The 26,110-nt window shown below is 59.5% G+C and carries 33 protein-coding genes; 18 read left to right on the top strand and 15 right to left on the bottom strand.

The features are described 5' to 3' along the window. Window positions 1-15 precede the first annotated feature (15 nt). Both pyrC and Q0677_RS14270 read right to left on the bottom strand, forming a co-directional pair. Complete coding sequence (gene pyrC / locus Q0677_RS14265) at window positions 16-1,059, bottom strand: dihydroorotase (RefSeq protein ID WP_298911160.1); 1,044 nt, start codon at window positions 1,057-1,059, stop codon at window positions 16-18. An 80-nt stretch (window positions 1,060-1,139) separates the two neighbouring features. After that, window positions 1,140-1,568, bottom strand: coding sequence for a hypothetical protein (locus tag Q0677_RS14270; protein ID WP_298911162.1), 429 nt, complete (start codon window positions 1,566-1,568; stop codon window positions 1,140-1,142). Window positions 1,569-1,691: 123 nt separating this feature from the next. Here Q0677_RS14270 and Q0677_RS14275 point away from each other — a divergent pair, with 123 nt between their 5' ends. The 4 genes from Q0677_RS14275 (at window position 1,692) to Q0677_RS14290 (ending at window position 4,455) form a co-directional block, all read left to right on the top strand. Next, window positions 1,692-2,240: a YeeE/YedE thiosulfate transporter family protein gene (locus Q0677_RS14275; protein WP_298911164.1), complete on the top strand. Its 549-nt coding sequence runs from the start codon at window positions 1,692-1,694 to the stop codon at window positions 2,238-2,240. Window positions 2,241-2,243: 3 nt separating this feature from the next. Beyond that, a complete protein-coding gene (locus Q0677_RS14280) occupies window positions 2,244-2,828 on the top strand; it encodes a DUF6691 family protein (RefSeq protein ID WP_298911166.1) in 585 nt (194 codons plus the stop codon). A 104-nt stretch (window positions 2,829-2,932) separates the two neighbouring features. Then, on the top strand, window positions 2,933-3,916 hold the full coding sequence (locus tag Q0677_RS14285; protein ID WP_298911167.1) for an XdhC family protein: 984 nt from the start codon (window positions 2,933-2,935) through the stop codon (window positions 3,914-3,916). A 182-nt stretch (window positions 3,917-4,098) separates the two neighbouring features. Beyond that, window positions 4,099-4,455, top strand: a complete 357-nt coding sequence (locus Q0677_RS14290; protein WP_282181297.1) for a c-type cytochrome — start codon at window positions 4,099-4,101, stop codon at window positions 4,453-4,455. Between the two features lie 88 nt (window positions 4,456-4,543). On the opposite strand, the gene infC is transcribed toward Q0677_RS14290, so the two are convergent. Then, a complete protein-coding gene (gene infC / locus Q0677_RS14295) occupies window positions 4,544-5,089 on the bottom strand; it encodes a translation initiation factor IF-3 (RefSeq protein WP_133487300.1) in 546 nt (181 codons plus the stop codon). A 212-nt stretch (window positions 5,090-5,301) separates the two neighbouring features. Here infC and Q0677_RS14300 point away from each other — a divergent pair, with 212 nt between their 5' ends. Next, entirely contained in the window at window positions 5,302-5,964 is a 663-nt protein-coding gene (locus Q0677_RS14300) for a hypothetical protein (RefSeq protein WP_298911168.1), read from the top strand. Window positions 5,965-6,022: 58 nt separating this feature from the next. Here Q0677_RS14300 and Q0677_RS14305 read toward each other — a convergent pair whose 3' ends face one another. Both Q0677_RS14305 and Q0677_RS14310 read right to left on the bottom strand, forming a co-directional pair. Continuing rightward, window positions 6,023-6,736, bottom strand: coding sequence for an SOS response-associated peptidase (locus Q0677_RS14305; protein WP_298911170.1), 714 nt, complete (start codon window positions 6,734-6,736; stop codon window positions 6,023-6,025). A gap of 99 nt (window positions 6,737-6,835) precedes the next feature. Beyond that, the gene (locus tag Q0677_RS14310; protein WP_298911172.1) at window positions 6,836-7,396 is read right to left on the bottom strand and encodes an NAD(P)H-dependent oxidoreductase; all 561 of its coding nucleotides are present in this window, start codon (window positions 7,394-7,396) and stop codon (window positions 6,836-6,838) included. 124 nt (window positions 7,397-7,520) lie between these two features. Here Q0677_RS14310 and Q0677_RS14315 point away from each other — a divergent pair, with 124 nt between their 5' ends. Then, window positions 7,521-8,414 (top strand): LysR family transcriptional regulator, encoded by an 894-nt coding sequence (locus Q0677_RS14315; RefSeq protein WP_298911174.1) that lies wholly within the window; start codon window positions 7,521-7,523, stop codon window positions 8,412-8,414. On the opposite strand, the gene Q0677_RS14320 is transcribed toward Q0677_RS14315, so the two are convergent. Next, on the bottom strand, window positions 8,411-8,743 hold the full coding sequence (locus Q0677_RS14320; RefSeq protein WP_298911176.1) for a metalloregulator ArsR/SmtB family transcription factor: 333 nt from the start codon (window positions 8,741-8,743) through the stop codon (window positions 8,411-8,413). The two genes, Q0677_RS14315 and Q0677_RS14320, sit on opposite strands and share 4 nt — an antisense overlap. A 229-nt stretch (window positions 8,744-8,972) precedes the next feature. Between Q0677_RS14320 and Q0677_RS14325 the strand changes: the two genes are divergently transcribed. The 5 genes from Q0677_RS14325 (at window position 8,973) to Q0677_RS14345 (ending at window position 11,633) form a co-directional block, all read left to right on the top strand. Further along, the gene (locus tag Q0677_RS14325; protein WP_298911177.1) at window positions 8,973-9,311 is read left to right on the top strand and encodes an AtpZ/AtpI family protein; all 339 of its coding nucleotides are present in this window, start codon (window positions 8,973-8,975) and stop codon (window positions 9,309-9,311) included. Between the two features lie 40 nt (window positions 9,312-9,351). Continuing rightward, entirely contained in the window at window positions 9,352-10,155 is an 804-nt protein-coding gene (locus tag Q0677_RS14330; protein ID WP_298911309.1) for a F0F1 ATP synthase subunit A, read from the top strand. 60 nt (window positions 10,156-10,215) lie between these two features. Beyond that, window positions 10,216-10,452 carry a F0F1 ATP synthase subunit C gene (locus Q0677_RS14335; protein ID WP_055188564.1) on the top strand — a complete coding sequence of 79 codons (237 nt, stop codon included), beginning with the start codon at window positions 10,216-10,218 and terminating at the stop codon, window positions 10,450-10,452. A gap of 76 nt (window positions 10,453-10,528) precedes the next feature. Continuing rightward, window positions 10,529-11,068: a F0F1 ATP synthase subunit B' gene (locus Q0677_RS14340; protein WP_298911179.1), complete on the top strand. Its 540-nt coding sequence runs from the start codon at window positions 10,529-10,531 to the stop codon at window positions 11,066-11,068. Between the two features lie 4 nt (window positions 11,069-11,072). After that, entirely contained in the window at window positions 11,073-11,633 is a 561-nt protein-coding gene (locus tag Q0677_RS14345) for a F0F1 ATP synthase subunit B (protein ID WP_298911181.1), read from the top strand. A 68-nt stretch (window positions 11,634-11,701) separates the two neighbouring features. Here the strand turns inward: Q0677_RS14345 and Q0677_RS14350 are convergent, their stop codons facing one another. The 3 genes from Q0677_RS14350 to Q0677_RS14360 form a co-directional block, all read right to left on the bottom strand. After that, window positions 11,702-12,457, bottom strand: coding sequence for an FCD domain-containing protein (locus Q0677_RS14350; protein WP_298911183.1), 756 nt, complete (start codon window positions 12,455-12,457; stop codon window positions 11,702-11,704). A 118-nt stretch (window positions 12,458-12,575) separates the two neighbouring features. Next, a complete protein-coding gene (locus tag Q0677_RS14355) occupies window positions 12,576-13,238 on the bottom strand; it encodes an OmpA family protein (RefSeq protein ID WP_298911185.1) in 663 nt (220 codons plus the stop codon). Between the two features lie 101 nt (window positions 13,239-13,339). Further along, complete coding sequence (locus tag Q0677_RS14360) at window positions 13,340-14,200, bottom strand: bifunctional helix-turn-helix domain-containing protein/methylated-DNA--[protein]-cysteine S-methyltransferase (protein WP_298911187.1); 861 nt, start codon at window positions 14,198-14,200, stop codon at window positions 13,340-13,342. Window positions 14,201-14,316: 116 nt separating this feature from the next. Between Q0677_RS14360 and nth the strand changes: the two genes are divergently transcribed. Then, on the top strand, window positions 14,317-14,961 hold the full coding sequence (gene nth, locus Q0677_RS14365) for an endonuclease III (RefSeq protein WP_298911188.1): 645 nt from the start codon (window positions 14,317-14,319) through the stop codon (window positions 14,959-14,961). Then, window positions 14,958-15,950 (top strand): adenosine kinase, encoded by a 993-nt coding sequence (locus Q0677_RS14370; protein WP_298911190.1) that lies wholly within the window; start codon window positions 14,958-14,960, stop codon window positions 15,948-15,950. Before nth ends, Q0677_RS14370 begins: the two co-directional genes overlap by 4 nt. Before the next feature lie 63 nt (window positions 15,951-16,013). Here the strand turns inward: Q0677_RS14370 and Q0677_RS14375 are convergent, their stop codons facing one another. Both Q0677_RS14375 and Q0677_RS14380 read right to left on the bottom strand, forming a co-directional pair. Then, window positions 16,014-16,430 (bottom strand): OsmC family protein, encoded by a 417-nt coding sequence (locus Q0677_RS14375; protein WP_298911192.1) that lies wholly within the window; start codon window positions 16,428-16,430, stop codon window positions 16,014-16,016. A gap of 26 nt (window positions 16,431-16,456) precedes the next feature. Beyond that, window positions 16,457-17,275, bottom strand: a complete 819-nt coding sequence (locus Q0677_RS14380) for a sulfotransferase family protein (protein ID WP_298911194.1) — start codon at window positions 17,273-17,275, stop codon at window positions 16,457-16,459. Between the two features lie 150 nt (window positions 17,276-17,425). Here Q0677_RS14380 and Q0677_RS14385 point away from each other — a divergent pair, with 150 nt between their 5' ends. From Q0677_RS14385 to polA, 4 genes are all read left to right on the top strand, one after another. Continuing rightward, entirely contained in the window at window positions 17,426-19,003 is a 1,578-nt protein-coding gene (locus Q0677_RS14385; RefSeq protein WP_298911196.1) for a DUF5928 domain-containing protein, read from the top strand. Between the two features lie 3 nt (window positions 19,004-19,006). Continuing rightward, on the top strand, window positions 19,007-19,390 hold the full coding sequence (locus tag Q0677_RS14390; protein ID WP_298911198.1) for a histidine triad nucleotide-binding protein: 384 nt from the start codon (window positions 19,007-19,009) through the stop codon (window positions 19,388-19,390). 69 nt (window positions 19,391-19,459) lie between these two features. Next, complete coding sequence (locus Q0677_RS14395; RefSeq protein WP_133487263.1) at window positions 19,460-19,648, top strand: zinc-finger domain-containing protein; 189 nt, start codon at window positions 19,460-19,462, stop codon at window positions 19,646-19,648. A gap of 94 nt (window positions 19,649-19,742) precedes the next feature. Further along, complete coding sequence (polA, locus tag Q0677_RS14400; RefSeq protein ID WP_298911200.1) at window positions 19,743-22,535, top strand: DNA polymerase I; 2,793 nt, start codon at window positions 19,743-19,745, stop codon at window positions 22,533-22,535. A gap of 67 nt (window positions 22,536-22,602) precedes the next feature. Here the strand turns inward: polA and Q0677_RS14405 are convergent, their stop codons facing one another. The 3 genes from Q0677_RS14405 to Q0677_RS14415 all read right to left on the bottom strand — a co-directional run bounded on the left by Q0677_RS14405 (window position 22,603) and on the right by Q0677_RS14415 (window position 24,531). After that, window positions 22,603-23,325 carry a YafY family protein gene (locus tag Q0677_RS14405; RefSeq protein WP_298911202.1) on the bottom strand — a complete coding sequence of 241 codons (723 nt, stop codon included), beginning with the start codon at window positions 23,323-23,325 and terminating at the stop codon, window positions 22,603-22,605. A 3-nt stretch (window positions 23,326-23,328) separates the two neighbouring features. Next, window positions 23,329-23,697 carry a VOC family protein gene (locus Q0677_RS14410; RefSeq protein ID WP_298911204.1) on the bottom strand — a complete coding sequence of 123 codons (369 nt, stop codon included), beginning with the start codon at window positions 23,695-23,697 and terminating at the stop codon, window positions 23,329-23,331. Window positions 23,698-23,772: 75 nt separating this feature from the next. Next, window positions 23,773-24,531 carry a TIM barrel protein gene (locus Q0677_RS14415; protein WP_298911206.1) on the bottom strand — a complete coding sequence of 253 codons (759 nt, stop codon included), beginning with the start codon at window positions 24,529-24,531 and terminating at the stop codon, window positions 23,773-23,775. 107 nt (window positions 24,532-24,638) lie between these two features. Between Q0677_RS14415 and Q0677_RS14420 the strand changes: the two genes are divergently transcribed. Continuing rightward, window positions 24,639-25,079, top strand: coding sequence for a hypothetical protein (locus Q0677_RS14420; RefSeq protein WP_298911208.1), 441 nt, complete (start codon window positions 24,639-24,641; stop codon window positions 25,077-25,079). Window positions 25,080-25,089: 10 nt separating this feature from the next. Here the strand turns inward: Q0677_RS14420 and choV are convergent, their stop codons facing one another. Continuing rightward, window positions 25,090-26,109 (bottom strand): choline ABC transporter ATP-binding protein, encoded by a 1,020-nt coding sequence (gene choV / locus Q0677_RS14425; protein ID WP_298911209.1) that lies wholly within the window; start codon window positions 26,107-26,109, stop codon window positions 25,090-25,092. Window position 26,110 lies beyond the last annotated feature (1 nt).

Here is a 26,110-nt window from a genome sequence, read left to right on the forward strand (position 1 = left end):
CCTCGTTAGGTATGATCAGGCGTCAACGCGCCAGTGCAGCGGAAAGCCGGGGTCAAATGTGGTGACGGTGTGGTCGCCTGCGGGCAGTGTCGCGGGATAGGTGACGGGGTCGTCGACCTTAGTGAGCGTGATGGTGTCCTCGTTCACTGGCAGGCCATAGAAGGCGGGGCCATGAAGCGAGATGAAGCCTTCCAGCTTGTCCAATGCGCCTTCTGCCTCGAACGCGTGGGCCAGGATCGACAGGGCGTTGGGCGCGGTGAAACAGCCGGCGGAACAGCATTCGCTTTCCTTGGCATGAGTCGGGTGCGGGGCGCTGTCGGTGCCAAGGAAGAAGCGCGGGTCGCCCGAGGTGGCTGCCGCAATCAGCGCCTCGCGATGTTCGCCGCGCTTCAGGATCGGCAGACAATAATAATGTGGGCGCATGCCGCCAACCAACATGTCGTTGCGGTCGAGGATCAGGTGCTGCACCGTGATGGTCGCGCCAAGTTTGCTGTCGTTCGCTTTGACGTAATCGGCGCCGTCCTTCGTAGTGATGTGCTCCATCACTACGCGCAGCTCGGGCGTGGCACGGCGGATCGGGTCCAGCACGCGGTCGATGAACACGGCTTCGCGGTCGAAAATGTCGATGTCACGGTCGGTGACTTCGCCGTGGACGCACAAGGGACAGCCGATCTCGGCCATCTTTTCCAGCACCGAGCGCACCTTGTCGAAGTTCTGCACGCCGCTGGACGAGTTCGTTGTAGCCCCCGCAGGATAAAGCTTCACCGACGTGATCAGGCCTGACGCGTGCGCTGCGGCCAAATCTTCCGGATCCGTATCCTCGGTCAGATAAAGCGTCATCAGGGGTTCGAACGACATGCCGTCGGGCAGAGCCGCCATGATGCGCTCGCGATAGGCGGCGGCATCGGCCTTGGTGACCACGGGCGGCACAAGGTTCGGCATGACAATGGCACGGGCAAAGTGGCGCGCGGTTTCGGGCAAGACCGTCTTTAGCATCTCGCCATCGCGCAGATGCAGGTGCCAGTCGTCGGGGCGGCGGATCGTAAGTGTCTGGGTCATCGGAGCATGGCATAGCGCAGCCCTGCCTATATGGTCCAGTGGAAAGCGTGTCACATGGAAAGGAATGCCCCACGGATGCTTTAGTTCGGCAGCGCGTCCAGCGTCTCTTCCACCAGATCCTCTTCAAAGTCGTCCATCACGGGCAAGAGTGCCTGATAGGGCAGGGCCAGCGGCTTCTCGGTGGTCGAGATCAGAGTGCGCAACTCGTCGCGATAGAAACTGGGATTGGCCAGAATGGATTGCGGCAGCTTTGACGGATCAAACACCCGCTTCTTATGCGCGATTACGGTGACATCATGCGCAGCGCTGCTGAAATCCTGTTCCTGCGCGTCTTCGCGAAAGAACCGCTTCAGCTCGTCTTCACGCTGATGCAGGCGTTTCAGCTCGGCCCGGATCTGGGCCAGCTCATCCGCGGGATGAAGGGGCATGTCTTGCGCCGTGCCACATGGGTGGCTGGCCTGCGGCAGGACAAGAGGGGTTCCGGTCAGTGGGGTGCGAATCTGTTTCATGAACCCAGCATGGGTTCCGTTTGGTTAAAGCCGGTTTAACTGCGGTTCAGTCGGCCATGTCTTGACATTCGTATCATTTACAATGAAACATATTCGCATAAAGGAATGTGAAGGAGGTGTCCCATGACACTGAACTGGAAAATCGGAGGGGTGGCGCTGGGCCTTGTGTTCTTCCTTGCTGTCCTTTTGGTCAAACCCATCGGGGTGTCGACGCAATTCGTGATCCTGGATGGGATCATTGCAGATGTCGTGAACCCTGAACTGGTGACGAAAACCGACGATGGCTATACGTCCACCAATGCCTATCTGGCAAAATCCGGCGGCAAATACGCCAAGTCGGTCGCGAACCTGCTGAACTATAGCTTCATTTTCGTGATCGCGATGATGGTCGGCGCGTTCCTGTCGGCCATGATGCGCGGCGGAAATGGCGCAGATGAAAACAAGCTGCCCGCGATCCACTATGCCAATTTCGGAGACACGCCGATCAAGCGCTACGCCATCGCCTTTGTGGGTGGCTTCATTGTGCTCTACGGCGCGCGTCTGGCCGGGGGCTGTACCTCGGGACATATGATGTCGGGCATGATGCAGACCGCGCTGTCGGGCTACATCTTTGCTGCGGGTGCTTTTGCAGCGGCGGTGCCTGTCGCCATGATGATGTATAAGAAAGGATAAGCCATGCAGATTGTACTTGCTCTGATCATCGGCGCGCTCTTCGGCTTCGTCCTTGATCGCATTGGTGCCACCAACCCCACCGTCCTGATCCGCATGCTGAGCCTGCGGTCGCTGGGCCTGATGAAAGCCATCCTGTTGGCGATCGGCGTCGGCTCGATCCTGATGTTCGGTGGCCAGATGGCTGGCCTTGTTGATGTGGGTCACATGTCAGTCAAAACCGCCTATGTCGGTGTGTTCATCGGTGGTCTGCTGTTGGGCGCCGGCTGGGCGCTGTCGGGCTTTTGCCCCGGCACGGGTGTTTGCGCAGCGGCGACTGGCCGCAAAGATGCGCTGTTCTTCATCCTTGGTGGCCTGCTGGGCGCGGCGGCCTATATGATCACTTACCCGTCGGTGAAAGCCACCGGCATTCTTGACGCCATCGCTGGCGGCAAGGTGACCTTGGGCACGGTGCCGGGCGCGAAATATGACGGGCTAATGGCCATGCCGGGCGACGTGCTGGGCATTGTGCTGGGCCTGATCTTTGTTGCCGTGGCCTTTGCCGTGCCGGAAGCCCCGGGGGGCGATGCGGTGCCGGCACCTGCCGAGTAACCACGACCAGAAATCCACAGAAACGGGCCGCCTTGTGCGGCCCTTTCTCTTGCGTGGGCCGCGGGGAATGCCCACATTCGCTCGAAGCGAAATAAGAGGTTGCCGTGACAAACCCCCTTTCTTCCTTCGACCGCATTCCCGAACTGGCGCTGGACTGGATTGCCCAAGGCCGGCAAGTCGCCATTGCCACGGTCGTGTCCACATGGGGCAGCGCGCCGCGCCCGACTGGCAGCCAGATGCTGATTGCCGAAAGTGGCCAGATCGAAGGCTCGGTCTCGGGCGGGTGCGTTGAAGGTGCGGTGGTGATCGAAGCGCAAGAAGCGTTGCGCACGGGCCTGCCGGTCCTCTTGGAGTTTGGGGTGTCCGGCGAAGATGCATTCTCGGCCGGGCTGGCCTGTGGGGGTGAGATCAAGGTGCTGGTCGAACCTGTGGGCGAGGGGGTTGGCGCGGGCTACGGTCTGCCCATTGCGATGCTGGAAGAACTGGTGGCCGCCCGATCGACCCGCACGCGCATCGTCTATGAGGTGACGCTGGAGGGTTGGACACGCAGCCTGCGGTCGCCACGGGACACCGAGGTGGAGATTGGTCTTCACGATGGGCTCTATATCCATCCGCATGAGCCGCCCTTGCGGCTGATCATCGCCGGGGCCGTTCACGTTGCGCAGGCGTTGATCCCCATGGCGCAAATTGTCGGGTTCGACATCGTGCTGATCGACCCGCGCGGCGCCTTTGCGACGCAAGATCGCTTTCCGGGCATGACAATTTATGAGGACTACCCTGATGATGTTCTGCCCCAAATCGGCATCGACCATCGCACCGCCATCGTGACGCTGGCGCATGACCCGAAGATCGACGATCCCGCGCTTGAGGCCGGGTTTGCATCGGACGCGTTCTATATCGGCGCACTGGGATCGCGCCGTACGCAAGGGCAGCGGCTGGAACGTCTGTCTGCGCGCGGCTACGGCCCAGAAGACTTGCGGCGGATCCACGGCCCGGTCGGGCTGGACATCGGCGCTTTGGGACCTGCGGAAATTGCCGTCTCGATCATGGCCGAGCTTGTCGCCCGGCATCGGCGCCCATCGCGCTGAAGGGGCGCGAAAGGCCTGCATTGTTTTGAATCAATGTGAATACGTTAATCTGTGCTAAAGTGTATGCGGGTGAAGGAGCCCATGAACCGCTGAGTCCAGCGTCGCGCGAACGATGAGGAGGACGGATCATGTTGAACTATTTGCCAAAGCTTACCGCTACGATCACATTCGCATGCGGGTTGATGGCACAGACTGCTTACGCCGATATGCCGGGAGAAGAGCAGTTCCGGAACTATTGCGCGTCTTGTCACGGAGCGCAGGCCGACGGGAATGGTCCCTTGGGGGATGTTCTGAATATGAGTGTTCCTGACCTGACCACGATTGCCCAAAGAAACGACGGGAAGTTCCCGTTTCTCGAGGTGGTCCACATGGTGGATGGCCGTACCGGTGTGATGGCACACGGATCGGACATGCCTGTCTGGGGTGATCAGTTTTCGGTGGGAGCAGGAAGTGGGATGGAGCGCGACCTTAGCGCCGTCTACGAGGTGCGCGGACGCATTCTGTCGCTTGTCTACTATCTAGAGAGCATCCAGAAGTAAGCGCTGTATATGTCCCGCGTGATGGGCGGGACCGCAACAAAAAACGCCCTGCGAAAGCAGGGCGTTTCCAAATTACTGTCTGATGGGATTATTTCGGCAGCGGGCCGATCATCATGACCATCTGGCGGCCTTCCATCTTAGGCATGTTTTCAACCTTGCCCAGTTCCTTGATGTCTTCCGCAACACGCAGCAGCAACTCGCGGCCAAGGTTCTGGTGGGCCATTTCGCGGCCGCGGAAGCGTAGGGTCACTTTGACCTTGTCGCCCTTTTCCAGGAACTTCACCACGTTGCGCATCTTGACGTCATAGTCATGGGTGTCGGTGTTCGGACGGAACTTGACCTCTTTGACCTCGATCGTCTTTTGCTTCTTGCGAGCTTCAGATTCGCGCTTCTGCTGTTCGTACTTGAACTTGCCGAAGTCCATGATCTTGCAGACGGGCGGATTGGCATTGGGCGAGATCTCGACCAGATCCAGACCTGCGTCTTGCGCCATTGCAAGGCCACGCGCCGGGGGCACAACCCCAACGTTTTCGCCTTCAGCGCCAATCAGGCGGATTTCCGGGGCCCGGATGCGTTCGTTGATGCGGGGGCCGGTGTCGCGCGTCGGGGGCGCGTTATGAGGTCTGCGGGCTATGGTGCCATTCCTTCTGTCGTTTCGCTAAACTATGGGGGCGAAAGGTAAAGCTGTGCTGCGCTGCTTTCAACCCGATAGTTTGGGTTTTCTAAGCGTTTTGACGCCGAATCCAAGAAACTCCCCTTGCGCCTTTGCCGCGAACCACGCACATCCGTGGCGAGAACAGGGTCAATCCCGTGACCTTGTGCTGATAACGAATTGAGGATGTCGACATGAACAAGTCCATTATCGCCCTTCTGGTTGTGATCGCTGCCGGTTTTGGCGGCTACAAGTGGTACGAAGGCAATCAGGCCAAGATCGCGGCTGAAGAGGCTGCTGCTGTTGCGGCTGCGGAAGCCAAAGCTGCTGAAGAAGCCGCCGCTGCGGAAGCTGCTGCCAAGGCTGAAGCTGAAGCAAAAGCCGCTGAAGAAGCCGCCGCCGCCGAGGCCGCTGCGGCTGAAGCTGCCGCCGCCGCCGCCGAAGCTGCTGCCGCTGCTGCCACCGAAGCCGCAACCACTGCTGTTGAAGGCGCGATGGAAGCCGTTGGCGAAGCTGTGACTGACATCGTTGGCGAAAATGGTGCCGTGACCGAGGCTCTGGACGCCGCGACCAACGCTGCAACCGAAGCTGTTACCGGCGCCGTGGAAGATGCCGCTGCTGCGGTAACCGGCGAAACTGCCGAGGCCGCTGCCGAAGCGCCTGCAGAAGAAGTTGCTGCTGAAGACCTGCTGACCACCGAAGGGTTCGATGCGGCCAAAGTGGGCGAGATGATCGACGGCTCGTCGTTGGATGACGCCACCAAAGTGGCGCTGAAAGCGGCTGCGGACGCGGCTGCCAGCAACCCGGCCCTGCTTCAGGCCGCTCTGGATCAGATCAAAGCAGCGCTGGGCATGTAAGCTTAGGCTTCACAGAGAATTCCAAAGCCGCGCAGAGCGATCTGCGCGGCTTTTTGTATCAGTCCCCGAAATCGAAACTGCCGGTGCCGACGGGTTCGATCAATTGCGGGCCATCATCTTTCATGCCGAACTTTGCCACTTGATGCGTCTGGAACCGCCCAGTCCAATGGGTGCCGAATGCCGCGCGGATTTCGTCATCCGGCGTGGAGTGGTCCATCCACTGCGCCGCTTCCTCGGCCGATAGCATCACCGGCATCCTCGGGTGCAGGTCGTGGATCTCGGGCAGGGCAGGGCGGGTCAGGATGGTGCAGGTCTCGCGTCCGTCCGCCAAGGTGCTGCGTAGCCCGGCAAACAGCGTAAGCGGATCGTTTTGCTGAAGAGAGATATAATTGGGCTGGCGATCGGATTTCGGACCGCTCCATTCATAATATCCCATCGCAGGGATCACACAGCGCGCGTGCCGCCATGCCTCGCGAAAGGTGGGTTTCTCGTGCGCGGTTTCGATCTTGGCGTTAAAGGTGGTGGCTTTCCACTCTTCCGCCGGGCCTTTGAACCAATGCGGTACCAGCCACCAGCGCGCGGTCGAGGCGATCAGGCTTTCCCCCTGCGGGAACAGGATGTTCACCTGCTGCGTGGGTTTCACATTATATCCAGTCGCGGCCGGGGGCGCGTCGCTGGCAATGACGACCGAGCGACTGGGATAGATAAACCCTTCGATAATGGCCGCCATCTGGGCCTGCGTCATCTCGCCTGCGATCAGTCTTCCACACATGAGGAAAGCTTGCCTGCAATTTCACGGGCTGTCCATGCCGTGCGGCGCATACAAAAACGGGGCCAAGCCCGGCCCCGTTTCGCGTCTATTGGTCTGGTCTTAAGCGGCAAGCGCCTGAATGGCGTTTTCGGCCTCTTCCAGACCCGCTTCGCCCGCGGCGCCAACGAAGGACACGTCCGTCAGGCCCATGAAGCCCAGAACATGGGTCAGATAGGGCGAGGCGAATTCGTAAGGTGCGCCCACCGGCGTCCCGCCCGAGGCGCTGACCACGATCACGCGTTTGCCCTCGAGCAGGCCGACCGGGCCAGTTTCAGTATATTTAAAAGTCACGCCAACGCGGGCCAGCTGGTCGATCCAGGCTTTCAGGGTCGAAGGCACCGAGAAGTTGTAGACGGGCATCGAGATTACGATCAGGTCGGCGGCCTGAACCTCGGCCACAATGTCGTCCGACAGGGCAAGCGCGGCTTTGTCGGCATCGCTGCGCGCTTCGGGCGGAGTGAAGGTCGCGCGGGTGAAATCAGCGTCGATATGCGGAATGCCCTCGCCCAGGTTGCGGGTGGTGACGGTGGCGTCCGCGTAACGGGCCAGAACGTCATCTGCCAGCTTGCGCGAAAGCGAGGTGTCGGTGCGGGTCGAGCTGTCGATACGAAGGATATGCATAGGATGTCTCCGAGTGTGGTTGTGTCTGTTGAGGGGAATGTGTGCCCTTGCATTTCCGAACGCAATCTGAGTAAATCAACATAATATGTGTGAAAATGCACATGCGCCGACACAGGAGGCCCGCATGGACCATTGGGATGAAATCCGCACCGCCTATCATGTGGCCCGCGCTGGTACCGTCAGCGGGGCGGCGGAGAGTCTGGGCATCCACCACGCCACCGTGATCCGCCATGTAGATTCGCTTGAAGCACGAATGGGTGTGAAGCTGTTCCAACGCCATGCGCGCGGCTATACCCCAACCGAGGCGGGGGCGGATCTGGCCCGCATCGCCTCGACCACGGAAGAGCAATTCGCGCAATTGGGCACACGCCTGAAAGGGCAGGGCGAGGATGTCTCGGGCGAGGTGGTCGTCACAGCGCTCGCCTCGTTTTCCCCGCGCCTGACCCCGGTTCTGGCCGATTTTCAGCACGCCCACCCGAATACCGTGATCCGTCTGCGCACGGGGCTGCGTCTATTTCGGCTGGAATATGGCGAGGCTCATGTGGCGGTCCGTGCTGGAACAGCGCCGCAAGAACCCGACAACGTCGCCCAGCGGTTTCTGCAGATGGACCTCTCGCTTTATGTGTCGTCAGAATATGTAGAGCGTTATGGGCTGCCGACCGAGGATACGTTGGACAAGCACAGGTTCATCGGCGGGGATGACATCAACTCGCGGGCACCCTTTGCGCGGTGGATGGCACAGAACATCCCGGATGAAAATGTGACCTTCCGTGTCACGGATGATGTGTCAATGCAGCAGGCATTGCTCTCGGGGGCGGGTGTGGGCTTCGCCGTACGCGGAGAGCACCCAGAGCTGATCGAGGTTATGCCGCCACAGCCCGAATGGCGGTCAGAGTTCTGGTTGGTGACGCATGTTGACCTGCATCGCACGGCGAAAGTTCAGGCCGTGCTGACATGGCTTAAAGAGGCTGCCAAGAATTGGGCGGCGACAGATCCAGCGGTCAGCTTGCCGGATTAGAGGCTGTCGTCGCGCAGTTCTTCTTCCAAGAACCGCTCGAACGCATCCAGATTGACAGGTTCGAACTGTCCAAAGCCCTGCATCCAGACCGACGCCTCGCGCAATGCGCTAGGGTCCAGCTTGCACCATTTCACGCGCCCGCGTTTTTCCTGCGCGATCAGACCGGCCCGCGACAGGATCGTCAGGTGTTTCGAAATCGCAGCCAGCGACATCTCGAACGGTTCGGCCACGTCGGTGACCGCCATGTCATCTTCCAGAAGCATGGTCAGGATGGCGCGGCGTGTCGGGTCGGACAGGGCGGCGAAGACGAGGTCAAGGCGGGTTTCCATGTCTATGGGCCTAGGGCGCACGCGATCAATCGTCAACCAATCGGTTAAATAAACGCATTTGGCCGGATTCTGGGGCTTGGGGGTGGCTTTCACGCCGTGCGGAATCCATTCAGATAATAAAACGAAATAATATCAGCATCTTAAAGTCTCGCGTGTTGGCGCTAAACGTCGTTGACTCATTGCCTCTCACCCCTTAGCACTCCCCCTAACCGTCACCGGAGGATTTTTCGTGTCCGACCACCCTGATCCCGAGCGCCTGAAAGAGCTCGACGCCCGCATCAAAGCGGCGAAAGGGGAAGAGGAAGAGACGAAAACTGGAGACGAGGCCTATAACCAAGCATCGTTCGCTTGGCAGATGGTCATAGAGCTTACAGTCGGTCTGGTGATCGGCTTTGGCATCGGATACGGGCTGGACAGTCTCTTTGGGACCAAGCCGATATTCATGGTGCTGTTCATATTGTTGGGCTTCGCGGCAGGCATGAAGGTCATGCTGGGAACTGCGGCCCAGATGCAGAAGAAAGCAGAGGATGCGTCAAAGGCGCAGGCTTCTGACAAGAAAGAGGGATAGGAACGTGGCTGAACAAGGCGCAAAACAGGGTGCAGGCCCGATCATCAAGATTGCATTCTTTGCCGTTCTGGCAGTGGTTCTGCTGTCGGGCGTGCTGTTCTCGCCTGCACATCCTGGCCTGGCCATCCACCCGATGGATCAGTTCGAAATCAAACCGCTGTTTGGTGACGGCAAACTGGGCATGTTCACCGTGACCAATCAGACCCTGTGGATGGTTCTCGCGATCATCGGTATCGTGCTGATGCTGGTCGTTGGCTCGAGCGGCCGCGCAATCGTGCCGAACCGCAGCCAGTCGGTTGCCGAAATGGCCTACGGCTTTGTTTATAAGATGGTCGAGGACGTGGCTGGTAAAGACGCCGTGAAATACTTCCCCGGCATCATGACCCTGTTCATGTTCATCCTGTTCGCCAACTTCCTGGGTCTGATCCCGACCTCGTTCACCGCCACCAGCCACATCGCTGTGACCGCTGTGCTGGCCATGATCGTGTTCGTCTTCGTGACCGTGCTGGGCTTCGTCAAGAACGGCGCTGGCTTCCTGGGTCTGTTCTGGGTGTCGTCGGCTCCGCTGGCGCTGCGCCCGATCCTGGCCGTTATCGAACTGATCTCGTACTTCGTGCGCCCCGTCAGCCACTCCATTCGTTTGGCTGGTAACGTGATGGCTGGCCACGCAGTTATCAAAGTATTCGCCGGCTTCGCTGCTGCCCTGGGCATGTTCAGCTTCCTGCCGATCCTGGCCATCTCGGCCGTCTACGCACTGGAAGTGCTCGTAGCCTTCATCCAGGCCTACGTGTTCACCATCCTGACCTGCGTATACCTGAAAGACGCTCTGCATCCGTCGCACTAAGACGGTTGCAGCCCGCTAACCAATCCTAATTCAAGCATTCCAACGTAAGGAGAAATCACAATGGAAGGCAATATCGCTCAAATGGGTCAATTCATCGGTGCAGGTCTGGCAGCTATCGGTTCGGGTGCCGCCGCTATCGGTGTAGGCCACGTTGCTGGTAACTTCCTGGCCGGTGCTCTGCGCAACCCGTCGGCAGCTGCCGCTCAGACCGCGACCCTGTTCATCGGTATCGCATTTGCAGAAGCCCTGGGCATCTTCTCGTTCCTGGTCGCTCTGCTGCTGATGTTTGCTGTCTAAGACCTGAACCATCCTTACGCCGGGGCGAGGCGCCTGCGTTTCGCCCCAAGTAACTCGGTTCCAGAGGACTTAAGACATGGCAAGTAACACACATAGCACAGAAGCAGCACACGGTGGCGCAGAAGCCGCTGGCATGCCGCAACTGGACTTCTCGACCTTCGGGAACCAGATTTTCTGGCTCGTGGTGACGCTGGTCGTGATCTACTTCGTCCTGACCAAGATTGCTCTGCCCCGTATCGAGGCTGTGCTGTCTGAACGTCAGGGTACGATCACCAACGATCTGGCTGCTGCCGAAGAGCTGAAGCAGAAGGCTGTAGAAGCCGAGAAAGCTTACAACAAGGCCCTGGCTGACGCCCGAGCAGAAGCAAACAAGATTGTTGCTGAAGCCCGCGCTGAAATTCAGGCTGATCTGGATGCAGCTGCCGCCAAGGCAGATGCCGAGATCTCCGCCAAGGCTGCCGAAAGCGAAGCCGCGATCGCCGAGATCCGCGCCGGTGCTGTCGACAGCGTCAAGGCCGTCTCCAAGGATGCCGTCAAGGAAATCCTGGGTTCGATGGGCTACAAGGCGGACGCCAAGTCGGTAACTGCGGCTGTGACCGCACGGATGAAAGGGTAAACTGATGAAGAAACTCGCAGTTCTCCCCTTCGCTCTGGTAGCAAGCCCGGCATTTGCCGCAGGCGACGCTGGTTGGACCGATCTGGCCAACACCAACCTGGTTGTCACGCTGGCATTCCTGCTGTTCGTGACCTTCCTTGGTTACATGGGCGTGCACAAAATGTTGGGCGGTCAGCTCGACAAACGTGCCGAGGGCATCAAGTCGGAACTCGACGAAGCCCGTGCCCTGCGCGAAGAAGCCCAGACTGTTCTGGCCTCTTACGAGCGCAAGCAAAAGGAAGTGGCTGAACAGGCCGAGCGCATCGTTGCGCACGCCAAGGAAGAAGCAGCTAACGCGGCTGCTCAGGCTAAAGAAGATCTGAAAGCTTCGATCGCACGCCGTTTGGCTGCTGCTGAAGACCAGATCGCATCGGCTGAAGCGGCTGCCGTGAAAGAAGTGCGCGACAGCGCAGTTCAGGTTGCTGTTGGCGCTGCCCGCGACATGATCGCCAAACAGATGACCGCAACCGACGGCAACAAGCTGATCGACGAGGCCATCAAGGACGTGGAAGCCAAGCTGCACTAAGCTGGCTGATACCTACGACTTACGAGAGACCCGGCCCTGTGGCCGGGTTTTTCATTTGTGAGGGCAGCCTAGCGCTGCATCTCATAATCCAGCCGCTGCTGTGCGACCTCTTCATTCCGCTCGGTGCGCCGCAGGTCGGTATAGGCTTGCGCCACAAAGTCCATGTGCGCCTCGATCGCAGTGCGTGCGGCTTTGGGATCGCGGATTTGCAAGGCGTCGTTGATGGCGCGGTGCTGTTCCAGCAGGTCCATCCGCGTGTTGGTGATTTGCACGACCACCTGCCGGTTATACAGGATGCCTTGCTTCAGCAGGTCATACATGGCGCGCATCATGTGGACCATCAGCACATTGTGACTGGCTTCGATGATTGCCATGTGGAAATCACTATCCAGATCGGCGCCTTGGCCTTCCGGCGCTTTTTCCATCTTCAAGAAAATCTCGTTGATAACGGCCAGATCGGTGTCAGATCCGAACTGTGCTGCGCGCTCGGCGGCTAGACCCTCCATATCGCGGCGGAAGGTGATGTAGTCATAAACGGCTTCATCATGACGCGAGAAAAGACTGGTGAGTGCCGTCGAGAACGAGCTGTCTAGGTCATTTGAAATAAAGATCCCCGCCCCGGCCCGGCGCGATAGAAGCCCCGAAGCTTCAAGTTCGGCCAGCGCATCACGCAGGGATGGACGCGACACGCCAAGGCGATCCGCCAGATCCCGTTCCGAGGGCAGACGCTCTCCCGGGCGCAACACACCGCGTAAAATCAAAAGCTCGATTTGTTCGACCACGGATTTTGACAGCTTGCTTGCGGCGATTTTCTGAAAGGGCATGGGCGTCTCGTTTGAATTGGTCAGATTATATGACCACATCCCGGCTCTGGCCTCAAACAAAAAAGCCGGGCACGGGGCCCGGCTTTTCCGCGTCGTACTGACGATACTGGTGCGAAACTTAAGACTGAGTGGGGCGGATGACGATCTCGACCCGGCGGTTTTGCTGACGGCCATAGGCATCTAGGTTCGATGCGATCGGCTGGTCTTCACCGTAACCGATGGTTTGGATGCGCCAGCTGGGCACGCCATTGGCCGACAGAACCGAAGCCACGGCGGCCGCACGATTGCGCGACAGCGACAGGTTGTAGTCTGCGTTGCCCACGTTGTCGGTGTGACCGCGCACCTCGACGACCGAGTTCGGATACTGCATCAGGTTGCGCGACAACGCCGCTAGATCACCACGTAAAGCTTGGCTGATCTGCACGCTGTCCGTGGCGAATAGGATGTCCTGTGGCATGGTCACGATCAGCTCGTTGCCGGTGTTGACGATTTTCACGTCGTCATTGTCGATGGCCTGACGCAGATCACCGGCCTGTTTGTCCAGCTGCTGCCCAATTGCGCCGCCAATCGCGGCGCCAATGACGGCACCCACGGCGGCCTTGCCCAGCTTGCCGTCACCCTTGCGGGTCGCGCCAAAAAGCCCGCCGGCAATCGCGCCAATCGCGGCGCCGTTTTGGGTGCGCGGCCCCATATTGGCAGAGGGGCTGGTTGGGGAAGTACAGGCGCTGGTGGCAAGTCCGGCGATCAGGCCGAACGAGAGAATCATATGTCTTGGTTGCATACTGCGGTCCTCGGTTTGTTTTCGTGTTCTCCATACAGAAAAGGGCCCTGATATCGAATAACAAGGCCCGGTTATGGGGAAACTCGGCGGAAAACAGACCTTTACCCTGTGCGCTCTTGTTCCAATTCGGCGCTTTCCCACGCCAAAAGAGCGCGCTTGACCGGAAGGCCCCAGTGATAGCCCCCAAGTGCCCCGGACTTGCGCAAGGCGCGGTGGCAGGGGATCAGCCAGCTGACCGGGTTACGTCCGACCGCAGTGCCCACGGCGCGTACGGCGCGGGGCTGTCCGATCGTCTCGGCGATCTGCCCATAAGTGGTGACGTGGCCCGAGGGGATCGACAAGAGCGCCTCCCAGACTTTGATCTGTAGGGGCGAGCCGATCAGATGCAGTGGGGTCTTTCCGCCTTCTCCCGGCGTGGTGTCATAGGCCGCCAGAACCCAAGGCCGCAGGAACATTGGATCCTCGATGAAGGTGGCGTTGGGCCAGCGTGAGGTCAGATCAGCGAAGGTTTCCTGAACCCCGGTTTCGTCTGCAAATCCGATGCCGCAGATGCCGCGTTCCGTGCCCATCACCAAGGACGCCCCAAACGGGCTGTCGAACCAGCCCCAATAGATCGTCAGGCCCTCGCCCTTCTTGGCATACTCGCCGGGGCTCATCGCCTCCCAGCGCAGGAAAAGGTCATGCAGACGCCCTTGGCCGGACAGGCCCACCGACTGCGCCGTCTCTAGGGTCGAGAACCGCTCGGCCAGCAATGTTTTGGCGTGGCCCAGCGTCAGAAACTGTTGATAGCGTTTAGGCGACACACCGACCCAGCGCGAAAACACGCGCTGAAAATGTGCGGGCGACATGTCCATCTTCGCGGCCAAGCTGTCCAGTGACAGAGTCTCGCCGCCTGCCGCGTCGATCTCGTCAATCGCGCGGCGGATCACGTTGTAATGATAGCTGTCTTCGGTCGGTGTCATCTGAAGCCTCATGCGTCTATGCCACGAGCTTGCCTTTTCTGCCCCGGCAAGGCGACCCGGAAATTGCGCATTGAACGTGGCTCGCGTAAGACGATCTGCGGAAATGGATGGACGCGATGGCAAAACAACTCGGATATCATCAGATCCGCGAGATCTTTGAGCGCTTCCGCGAACTGGAAGCCGAACCTAAAGGCGAGCTGGAGCATGTGAATGTCTACACGCTGGTCGTGGCGGTGGCCCTGTCGGCGCAGGCGACCGATGCGGGCGTGAACAAAGCCACGCGGGCACTGTTCAAAGTGGCGGACACGCCGCAGAAGATGCTGGATCTAGGGCTAGAGGGGCTGACCGAGCACATCAAAACCATCGGGCTGTTCCGCCAGAAGGCCAAGAACGTGATGAAGCTGAGCCAGATCTTAGTGGATGAGTATGGGGGCGAGGTGCCGAACTCGCGCGCAGCGCTTCAGTCGCTGCCAGGCGTGGGGCGCAAGACCGCCAATGTGGTTCTGAACATGTGGTGGGGGGTGCCCGCGCAGGCCGTGGACACGCATATCTTCCGGGTTGGCAATCGCACCGGCATCGCCGTGGGTAAGAACGTCGATGCGGTCGAGCGCGCGATCGAAGACAACATCCCCGCCGACTTTCAACAACATGCGCATCACTGGTTGATCCTGCATGGGCGCTATACCTGCAAGGCCCGCAAGCCAATGTGCGGTAATTGCATTATTCGGGACCTCTGTCCCTTCGAGGAAAAGAAATTATGACGAAAAAGTACAAGGTTGTCGGGATTGGCAACGCGGTTGTGGATGTCATTACCACCGCCGATGACAGCTTTCTGGAGCTGATGGGCATCGAGAAGGGCATCATGCAACTGGTCGAGAAAGACCGGGCCGAGGTGCTGTACGCCGCGATGCAAGAACGCAAACAAGCGGCGGGTGGATCGGTTGCAAACACAATCGCCGGGATCGGCAATCTGGGTCTGACCACCGGCTTTGTGGGCCGCGTGCATGACGACGCGCTTGGTCATTTCTATGCCGACGCGATGGAGATGGACGGCACCCGTTTTGTGAATCCGCCGGTGCCCGGAGGCGAGCTGCCGACCTCGCGTTCGATGATCTTCGTCTCACCCGATGGCGAGCGATCGATGAACACCTATCTGGGCATCTCGGCCGAACTTGGCCCGGACGATGTGGACCCGGACGTCGCCGCGGACGCCGAGATCGTGTTCCTTGAAGGCTACCTGTTCGACAAGGACAAAGGGAAAGAGGCGTTTATCGCCATGGCCCGCGCCTGTCGTTCGGCTGGCGGTAAGGCTGGGATCGCGATCTCTGACCCGTTCTGTGTTGAGCGTCACCGCACCGACTTCCTGATGCTGATCGAGCACGAGCTGGACTATGTGATCGGCAACGAGGAAGAGCTGAAGTCGCTGTTCCAAACCGATGATCTGGAAGAGGCAATGGCAAAAACCGCCGAGATCTGCCCGCTGGTCGCTTGCACCCGTTCGGGTGACGGGGTGTCGATCTTGGCCGGTGGTGAACGTGTCGACGTGCCGGTCGAACGTATCGTTCCAGTGGACGCCACCGGGGCAGGGGACGGGTTTGCTGCCGGGTTCCTCTATGGTCTGGCTACCGGCGCCGATATGCGTGTCTGCGGCGAGATGGGCTGCACCGTGGCAGGCGAGGTGATCCGCCATATCGGCCCGCGCGCGGATCGAAATCTGCCCGCGCTGTTCCGCGAAAAAGGGCTGATCTAAGCCGTAAAACGGAAAAGCCCGGATCGCAGGATCCGGGCTTTCTTTTTTTGGGCGAGATGGAGCTTATTCGGTGTCCACGACCTGGAAATCGTGGGTGACGTTCGCCAAGGCAGCCATCATCGCCGAGGCCGAACAGTATTTATCGACCGACAGCGAGATCGCGCGTTCCACTTTGTCCGCACTGACCCCACGCCCTTTGACGATGAAGTGCAGGTGGATCTTGGTGAAGACCTTGGGATCGGTCTCGGCGCGTTCGGCATCGACTTCCACATCGACATCCTCAATGCGCTGGCGTTGTTTTTGCAGGATCGACACAACATCATAGGCCGAGCAGCCCGCAGTTCCGATCAACAGCAGTTCCATCGGGCTGGGGCCGGGTGTCCCTGCACCGTCATGGCCCGTGCCAAGAACAATATTATGGCCGGTGCCAGAGGTGCCAATAAAGGTGCGGGCCTCGGCCCATTTTACGCGCGCTTTCATGTGCTTTCCTTCGCAGTCAGACGGGATCAGTCGCCCAGCTTGGCGTGGACCTCGTCCAGATCAATCTCGCCGATGGGCATTTTGTTCCCGGGATTTTCGAAGTCGTACTTAAACAACTCGAAGTCCTTCTTGAAGATCTCATAGACCAGATGCATCGACAGATCGTCGAAATAGTCTTCGACCGGGTGGGCGCGTTTGGGGCCGTGGCCTTCGCTTTCGTTGAAGCGGGGGATCTGGGCAAGGTCCACCGCATGCGGGGTATCAATGGCGTCCAAGACAGACTGCATGCCGTCGTTGAATTTCTCGGTCCAGAAAATGTTGTTGTAGCGCCCACCATTCACGATGAAGGTCGAGACGTGGCCCGACATGGCCGACCAATGGATGTCCGGGTCCATCGGCTTGCGCCAGCGGATGGTGTCGCGGGCAAACAGAAGGAAGCGGCGGAAGCTTTGGATCTGGTCAAACTCGAATCCGGTGTCCGGCTCGCCCACCTCGATCCCGTACTTTTGGATCAGTAGGGGCACCAGATTACCGCGATAGCGCTTACCGTTGCGTTGAATGCCACAAATCTTGTCAAAGAAGCTGGACAGAATCCGCGTGTAGGGGTTGCGCACGCAGGTAAAGGCATAGCTTTTGTGATCGCGCACATTCGCTTCGATCATCGGTTGGGAATAGTCCTGCGCCCACTTGTGCATCCGGTCTTTGCTGTCGTGAATGTCGCCATCGAAGAACTCGCCATGATCCGAATAGTACATGATCTGCCCAATGGTGGAACACGCACATTTGGGAACCACGCGATAGACTACGCTTTCGCTTTCAGTCATCCAGACACCGGGAAACCCCATAAAATACCTCGTCTTCTAAATACTTGGTTCGCGCAGATAGTTTGTTTGTGAACAGATTGCGTAAAAAAGTAAAGAATCTCTGTTTTTCTGATAGATGTTCACGCTATTTAGGTCGGGATATCGTCAATCCCAAAGGTCTTACGCGGTTACATGGCCAAAATTGCCTTCATTCTGTTGTGTCACAAAGACCCCGAATCCATCATCTCGCAAGCGCGGCAGCTGACGGCGGCGGGTGATTATATGGCGATCCACTTCGATGCGCGCGCCAATCCCGCCGATTTCCAGCGCATTCAGGATGCGTTGAAGGGCAATCCCAATGTGGCTTTTGCGGCGAAGCGCATCAAATGCGGCTGGGGGGAATGGTCCTTGGTGCAGGCGACCCTGAACGCGGTCGAAGCTGCATTGGGGGCCTTCCCGCGCGCCACGCATTTCTACATGCTGTCAGGCGATTGCATGGCGATCAAATCGGCCGAATATGCCCATGAATTGCTGGACCGCGACGACGTCGACTATATCGAAAGCTTCGACTTTTTCGAAAGCGACTGGATCAAGACCGGCATGAAGGAAGAACGGCTGATCTATCGCCACTTCCTGAACGAACGCAAACACAAGAAGCTGTTTTACACCTCGTTCCAGCTGCAAAAGAAGCTGGGCCTGACGCGCGAAATTCCTGCTGACATTCAGGTGATGATCGGCAGCCAATGGTGGTGTCTGCGCCGCCGCACCGTCGAATGGGTGATGAAGTTCTGCCAAGAGCGCAAAGACGTGATGCGCTTCTTTCGCACCACGTGGATTCCAGACGAGACCTTCTTTCAAACCATTGTGCGCCATCTGGTGCCGGACAGCGAAATCCGCACCAGCACGCTGACCTTCCTGATGTTCACAGACTATGGGATGCCGGTGACCTTCTACAACGACCACTATGACTTGCTGCTGAGCCAGGACTTTCTGTTTGCCCGCAAGATCAGCCCCGAGGCGACTGAGCTGAAGCAACGTTTGGGGGATCTTTATGCGGCGAAGGGTGTCGATTTCCAGATCTCGAACGAAGGGCGCAGCCTGTTTCGCTTCTTGACCAGCCGGGGTCGCAATGGCGTCCGCTTCGCGCCCCGCTTCTGGGAGGCCGAGGCCAGCTTGGGCCGTGAGCGAGAGCTTCTGATTGTCGTGGCCAAGAAATGGCATGTGGCCAAACGTCTGGTCCACAAGATTAAAGAAGTCACGGGGATCGAGACCATCGAATACCTGTTCGACGAAGATAGCTGCCCGATGCCTGATCTGGGCGGTATTCAGACCCAAATGGGCAAGCGTGCGCGCCACCGCCGGGCACTGATGCGGATGCTGCTCGAGTATTACAATACTGATCGCATGGTCGTCTGCATGGACCCCAAGAATATGGAGATGTTCCAAGACTTCTTCGCGGACCGCTGCACCACACGGCTGTTGGAAGTCGAAAGCGCCTTCACGGACGACTATCTTGCCGGGCATGCCATCCGTATCGGGCTTGCGGGCGAGAACACCTCGAAAGCCGCAATGGACCGGCTTTTGCCCACAATCCGTGCGGATGTGACGGGCGAAAGCGACCAGATCCGGGACGCGGGCTTTCAGAACTACTATCGCATCAGCGAGCTGCGCGAGGCGCCGGAAAACGCGCTCGCCATTTCGCAATTCCTGTCGATCCAGCCCGACGAGGCGCTTCAGATCGCACAGACCAATCACCTGTTTGAGGACTGACCAATGCCCTACAGCTATGACGACCAGAATATCTTCGCCAAGATCCTGCGCGGCGAGATCCCGAATGACACCGTCTATGAAGACGAGCACGCGCTGGCGTTCAAGGACATCATGCCAAAAGCGCCGCACCACGTGTTGGTGATTCCCAAAGGCCCGTATGTGACCTTCGATCATCTGGCCACTGACGGCTCGGACGCAGAAATCGTGGGCTTCACCCGTGCCGTGGGCAAGGTCTGCGCGCTTCTGGGGGTCGAGCCAGGTAATGCTGGCGACGGATACCGTATGATTTCAAACGCGGGCGAGCATGGCGTGCAAGAGGTTCCGCACCTGCACGTTCATATTCTGGCAGGCCGCCCCATCGGGCGCATGGTATCGCGCGCGGATTGACGGTTCGCCCTTGCGGCACCACCCGCGCGGGGCGTAAATAGACCAACACAAATGACAGAGGTGTCTCACATGACCCAACCGGCTCCTGAAACCAAAATCGTAGACAGCTACAAGGTCTCTTGCGACGGCGGCGAGGGCGCGCTGGGTCATCCGCGCGTCTACTTGCAGATCCCGAACGAACATGGCTGGGTGGAATGCCCCTATTGCGATTGCAAGTTCGTCCACAAGGATCACGCAGACGACGACAAAGCCGCCTGATTTCTGCCGGGCTGCACTTAAATCCGGGCCGCGGGCTGGTGCCTCGCGGCCTTTTGCGTCTTAACTGGTCACACGCGTTTCAGGGGGAATTCCAATGAGCTTTGGCAAGGGTTGTCATCTGCATCTGGTCGATGGATCGGCCTTCATCTTTCGGGCCTATCACGCGCTGCCTCCGCTGACGCGCAAATCCGACGGGTTGCCCATCGGGGCGGTGGCCGGATTCTGCAACATGTTGTTCAAGTTCATCGAAGACAATGCGGGTGCAGATGCTCCCACCCATGTGGCTGTAATCTTTGACCATTCCGGCAAGACGTTCCGCAGTGACATCTACCCCGAATACAAAGCCAACCGTCCCCCTGCACCCGAAGACCTGCGCCCGCAATTCCCGCTGACCCGCGACGCCACCCGCGCCTTCAATATCGCCTGTATCGAGGTCGAAGGGTTCGAGGCCGACGACATCATCGCCACCCTTGCCCGTCAAGCGGACGAGGCGGGCGGTCGCGTGACCATCCTGTCCTCGGACAAAGACCTGATGCAGCTTGTGGGCGGCGGGGTCGAAATGCTCGACCCGATGAAAAACAAGCGGATCGGCGTCGAGGGCGTGGAAGAGAAATTCGGCGTCGGCCCCAACCGTGTGGTCGATGTGCAGGCACTGGCAGGCGATAGCGTCGACAACGTGCCGGGTGCGCCCGGCATCGGCATCAAGACCGCCGCGCTTTTGATCAACGAATTCGGCGACCTCGACACGCTTCTGGAACGCGCCGAGGAGATCAAACAGCCCAAGCGCCGCCAGACCCTGATCGAGAAAGCCGACCAGATCCGCATCTCGCGCCAGCTGGTGAAGTTGGACGATCAGATGGATCTGGACGTGGCGTTCGAGGATCTTGAACTGAAAGATCCAGAACCAGAAACGCTGTTGAATTTCTTGGCTGAAATGGAGTTCCGCACGCTGACCAATCGCGTCGCTGGCAAGCTGGGGATGGACGCCCCCGAGATCGCGCAGCCGGAAGGCAGCGATGCGCCCGCAGCGCCCGAAATGCCCGCCATCGACCCCGAGAAATACGAGTGGGTCAAAGACATGGACGCTCTTTCCGCGTGGATAGATCGGGCTTACGCGCGTGGCTATGTGGCCTTCGACACCGAAACCACCGGCCTGAACGAAATGCTGGTTGATCTGGTCGGCATCTCGCTGGCCGTCGAGGCCGGGGAAGCCTGCTATATCCCACTGACCCACAAGACCAGTCAGGCAGACGATCTGTTCGGTGGCTCGGATCTGGCCGAGGGGCAATTGCCGCTGGATCAGGTCATTGCGGCGCTTAAACCGATGCTGGAGGATCCCGCGATCCTGAAGATCGGCCAGAACATGAAATACGACGCCAAGATCCTGGCGCGCTATGGCGTAAACGTCGCCCCGATCGATGACACGATGCTGATGTCCTATGCCCAGAATGCGGGCCTGCATGGGCATGGCATGGACAAACTGTCGGAAGAATACCTGTCGCACAGCCCGATCTCGATCAAGTCGCTGTTGGGCACCGGGAAGTCTGCCATCACCTTTGATCGTGTGCCCATCGAAGACGCGGTGAAATACGCGGCCGAGGATGCAGACATTACCCTGCGCCTGTGGCAAATCCTGAAGCCGCGTCTGCACAGCAGCCACGTCACGCGCGTCTATGAACGGCTTGAACGCCCGCTGGTCCCGGTTCTGGCGCAGATGGAGATGACCGGCATCAAGGTCGATCGCGAGGTCCTGTCGCGCATGTCCAACGCCTTCGCCCAGAAAATGGCGGGATATGAGGCCGAGCTGCACGAAATCGCAGGGCGCGACTTCAACGTGCAATCCCCGGCGCAGGTGGGCGAAATCCTGTTTGGCGAGATGGAACTGCCCGGCGGTAAGAAAACCAAGACCGGTCAGTGGTCGACGCCCGCCGATGTGCTGGAAGACCTCGCCGCCGAACATCCTTTTGCCGCGCGGGTTCTGGACTATCGACAGCTGCAAAAACTGAAATCGACCTACACGGACGCGCTGCAGGATCACATTCACCCGGAAACGGGTCGTGTGCATACGTCTTACCTGCAAACCGGGGCGAACACGGGACGCATGGCGTCCAGCGATCCGAACCTGCAAAACATCCCGGTCCGGACCGAGGAAGGCCGCCGCATTCGCGAGGCATTCGTCGCCCCCGAAGGGACTAAGCTGATCAGCCTCGACTACAGCCAGATCGAACTGCGCATTCTGGCCCATATGGCCGGGATCGACGCGCTGAAACAGGCTTTCCGCGACGGCCACGACATCCACGCCATGACCGCGTCCGAGATGTTCGATGTACCGCTGGACGAAATGACGCCGGACATCCGCCGACAGGCGAAGGCGATCAACTTCGGGGTCATCTATGGCATCTCGGGCTTCGGTCTGGCGCGCAATCTGCGCATTCCGCGCTCCGAGGCGCAGGGCTTCATCGACCGCTATTTCGAACGCTTCCCCGGCATTCGCAAATACATGGACACCACCATTGAGTTCGCCAAGGAACACAAGCGGGTCGAGACGTTGTTCGGTCGCCGCATCCACACGCCCGAAATCGGCGCAAAAGGCCCGCAGGCGGGCTTCGCCAAACGCGCAGCGATCAACGCGCCCATCCAAGGCACCGCCGCGGATATCATTCGCCGTGCTATGATCCGTATGCCAGATGCGATCGCCAAACTACCTGCCAAGATGCTGTTGCAGGTCCACGATGAACTGATCTTCGAAGTGGACGAAAACGCCGTGGACGAGGTGATCGAAACCGTGCGCCACGTCATGGAAGGCGCGGCGGAACCGGCAATCAAACTGGACGTACCGCTGGTGGTCGATGCAGGCGTGGGCATGAACTGGGCCGAGGCACACTAAACACGGCCCGCTTTTCTTGTCCCAAATATCCCGGGGTGAGCCCGGCACGGGCGAGGGGCAGCGCCCCTTACTTGCGCACCGGCACATCCCCATCGCCGCGCGGGTCTAACCCCTGCGCTTCCAACTTGTCGTAAAGCGCGTTCAGCCCCTTGTCGCGCTCCTCGCGGAAGCGGTCTCCGGTCGAGAACCCTTCGATCCGGTCGACGCGGAACATACGGAAGTCTTCACGTAGCTCGCACCAGCCCACCACGGTCCACCCATTGCGCCAGAGCCAAAGGGCCAAGGGGCGGATTGTGCGGGTGGACTTTGCGCCTGCCTCGTCCGCATATGTCATGATCAACCGTAGCCGCGTATCAATGGCGCTTTCGATTTGGTCGATGAAATGCCGGTCACGATCAGAGGGGCGCAAGGTGGGGCCGGCGTGGATCTCGACCCGCTTGGCTTGGGCCTCTAATGCTTCCGGCAGCACCGCGCGAATTTTGATCAGGGCTTCGCGGGCGGCGGCGGCCATCGCAGCCCCGCCCATCCGTTCGATCAAGTGGGTGCCTGCGATCACGGCCATGATCTCGTCCCGGTTGAACATCAGGGGCGGCATATCATAGCCCGCCCGCATCACGTACCCGACGCCCGCCTCGCCCTCGATCGGAACGCCCGAACCGATCAGGTCAGCGACATCACGATAGATCGTGCGCTCGCTGACCTCGAGTTTTTCGGCCAGATCCCGCGCCGTGGTCAGCCGACCGCCTCGAAGCAGCTGAACAATCTGAAAAAGGCGATCGGCACGGCGCATGGATCAGGCGGCTTTCGGTTCAAACATGCCGATCGCGTTGCCATCGGGGTCCGAGGCATAGACGAAGCGCCCCATCGGCAGCGGGATTGGATCGCTGGTCACCTTGCCACCCGCACCTTCGCAGCGCGCAATCGCGTCTTCCAGCGCGTCCGGCACCACCATGTGCACGGTCGGGCCACTGCCATCAACCGCAGGCTTGCCGGCATAGAGATGCCCGCCACCCGGCGCGTCGGTGCCGCCAAAATCAGCCATCGGCACGGGGCCGGTGGTGTCGATCTTCATCGTCCATTTGAAGACAGTGCTATAGAAACTCACGGCTTTTTCCAGGTCAGAAACGGGGATCTCGCTCCAGCATACAATCGTGGGGGTCATTGGGTCAGTCCTTTCATCAGTGTTGATGAGGCGGTTCTGACATACCCCTCCTGACAGCATAGTGTCAGGAGCCTGTCAGCCGAACCCATTTATCCATGACAGCCCGTCTTCGGTTCGGCCAGAGGGGTGGTATTCACCACTGATCCATCCTGCATAGCCCTCGTCATCCAACTGCCGAAACCACGCGGGATAGTCGATCACGCCTGTCTCAGGCTCGTGCCGGTCTGGTATGCCACCCACCTGAATGTGGCGGGTCAGGTGTTTCACCTTTTCCCAAGTGGCTTGCATGTCGCCAGTGATTTTGTGGGCATGGTAGGCGTCGAACTGCATGTGCAAATTAGGTGCATTGACCTCGGCCAGAATCTCAGTTGCCAAATCGTAGTCCGACAGGAAATAGCCCGGCATGTCGTCTCGATTGATCGGTTCGATGGTCAGGCTTTGTTTCGGGGCAGCGTCAGCGGCCCATATCAGGTTTTCGACAAATGCCGCACGAGCTGCACCCCCTTCCGCCGCGCCTGCCATGATGTGCAGATGCGTGGCGTTAAAGGCCTGTGCAAAGCGCAGTGCGCGCTTAAAATCATGGCGAAACCGGTCTTGTCCGTCCGGCATGGCCGCAAAGCCGCGCGGACCACCCGTCCAGTTGGGTGGCGGCGTGTTGATCAACGCCATTTGCAGCCCGTTTGCCGTTAGCCGACGCTGAATGTCCTTGGCCGGATCGTCATAGGGGAACAGCACCTCGACCGCGGCAAACCCGGCCTCGGCGGCGGCGTCGAACCGGTCCAGAAAGGGCAGTTCGGTGAACAGCAAAGTAAGGTTGGCGGCGAAACGAGGCATGGCAGTCTTCGGGTCCTTGTCAGCGGGGTTACGCCAAACTTGCCGATGGCGGTGTTTGACGCAAGGCAAAGGTGTTGTAGGATTCTCGCAATTTAAAGGTGTTTTCCATGCGTTTTGTTCTTGCCCTTATTGCGAGCCTTGCGGTGTCGGCCTGCCAGCCGAGCGAAAGCAGTGAAAGGGCCAGTTTCTGCGACCGCCTGATCGGGTGGGAGGTTGTGGACGCAAAGACCAAACGCGCGGTATCGCGGCCCGAGATTTGCGCACTGAGCCAGCCCGACGCGCTGTGGTTCCGGTCACAGCAGGTCAGCACCAAGCTGACAGGGCGAGACTTCTGGCTGTTGGTGCCGCCGAATGATCCACATCTGAAGGGCAACGCGGTCTCCGGATGGGACCTTCAAGTGCGCCCCTATGGCTTTGCACACGAGTTCTTTCTGGTCCGCAACGCGGGCGCGCGCCTTCAACCCGCCATTGCCCAAGATGCCTGTCCACGTAAGGCGGTCGGTCTGGGCGGGATTGAAGGCGGCAAGACCTATTGTTTGACCAATTAGGCCCGCGCGCTTAGCTGCGCGGGTCCAGAAGGCGGGCCATGACGGCGTCCGAAGTAATGCGCCCGACGGACTGTCCGGCTTCGGTCACGCCAATCTCGTCTTGCCCAGTCAGTGCTTTCATCACCACATCCACATGATCTGCCACGTCGACGGTGATTGATGCGGCCGAGGCGCCACCTTCCATCACGTCGCGCGCGGTTAGAACGCCCAGCGGGTTCATATGCGCCACGAAATCCGCCACGTAGTCGTTCACCGGATGGGTGAAGATGTCGCGCGGCGTGCCGCATTGGACGATGCGCCCGCCCTCCATGATGGCAATCCGGTCGCCCAGTTTGAACGCCTCGTCCAGATCGTGGCTGACGAAGATGATGGTGCGTTTCAGGCGTTGCTGAAGCTCGATCAACTCGTCTTGCAGGCGCGCTCGGATCAGTGGGTCGAGGGCCGAGAACGGCTCGTCCATCAGAAGGATCGGCGCTTGGGTGGCAAAGGCGCGGGCAAGGCCCACACGCTGTTGCATGCCGCCCGACAGCTCGCCCACTTTGCGGTTGGCCCATTCGCTGAGGTTGACCAGCTCTAGCTGCTCGTCCACGCGGGCTTTGTGTTCGGCTTTGGCCATACCGGCTAGTTCCAGACCCAGCCCGACGTTCTCGCGCACGGTTCTCCATGGCAGAAGGCCGAATTGCTGGAACACCATCGCCACGTGGTTCTGGCGGATCCGGCGCAGCGTGCCAGCGTCGGCATTGGTCACATCAACCAGCCCGTTTCCGTCATTTACCCGCACGCAGCCACGCACCACCGGGTTCAGCGCGTTCACGCCGCGCAGCAGGGTGGACTTGCCCGATCCGGACAGCCCCATCAGCACAAGGATTTCGCCCTCGGCCACGGACAGCGAGCAGTTGTGCACGCCCAGCACTTGGCCGGTTTCGGTCTTTACGACCGAGCGGTCCTTGCCCGCATCCATTGCGGGCAGGGCGCTTTCCGGTTTGTCGCCGAACACGATCGAGACATTGTCAAATTCTACAGCGGTCATG

It is taken from the genome of uncultured Aliiroseovarius sp. (assembly GCF_947492455.1).
Lineage (GTDB): Bacteria > Pseudomonadota > Alphaproteobacteria > Rhodobacterales > Rhodobacteraceae > Aliiroseovarius.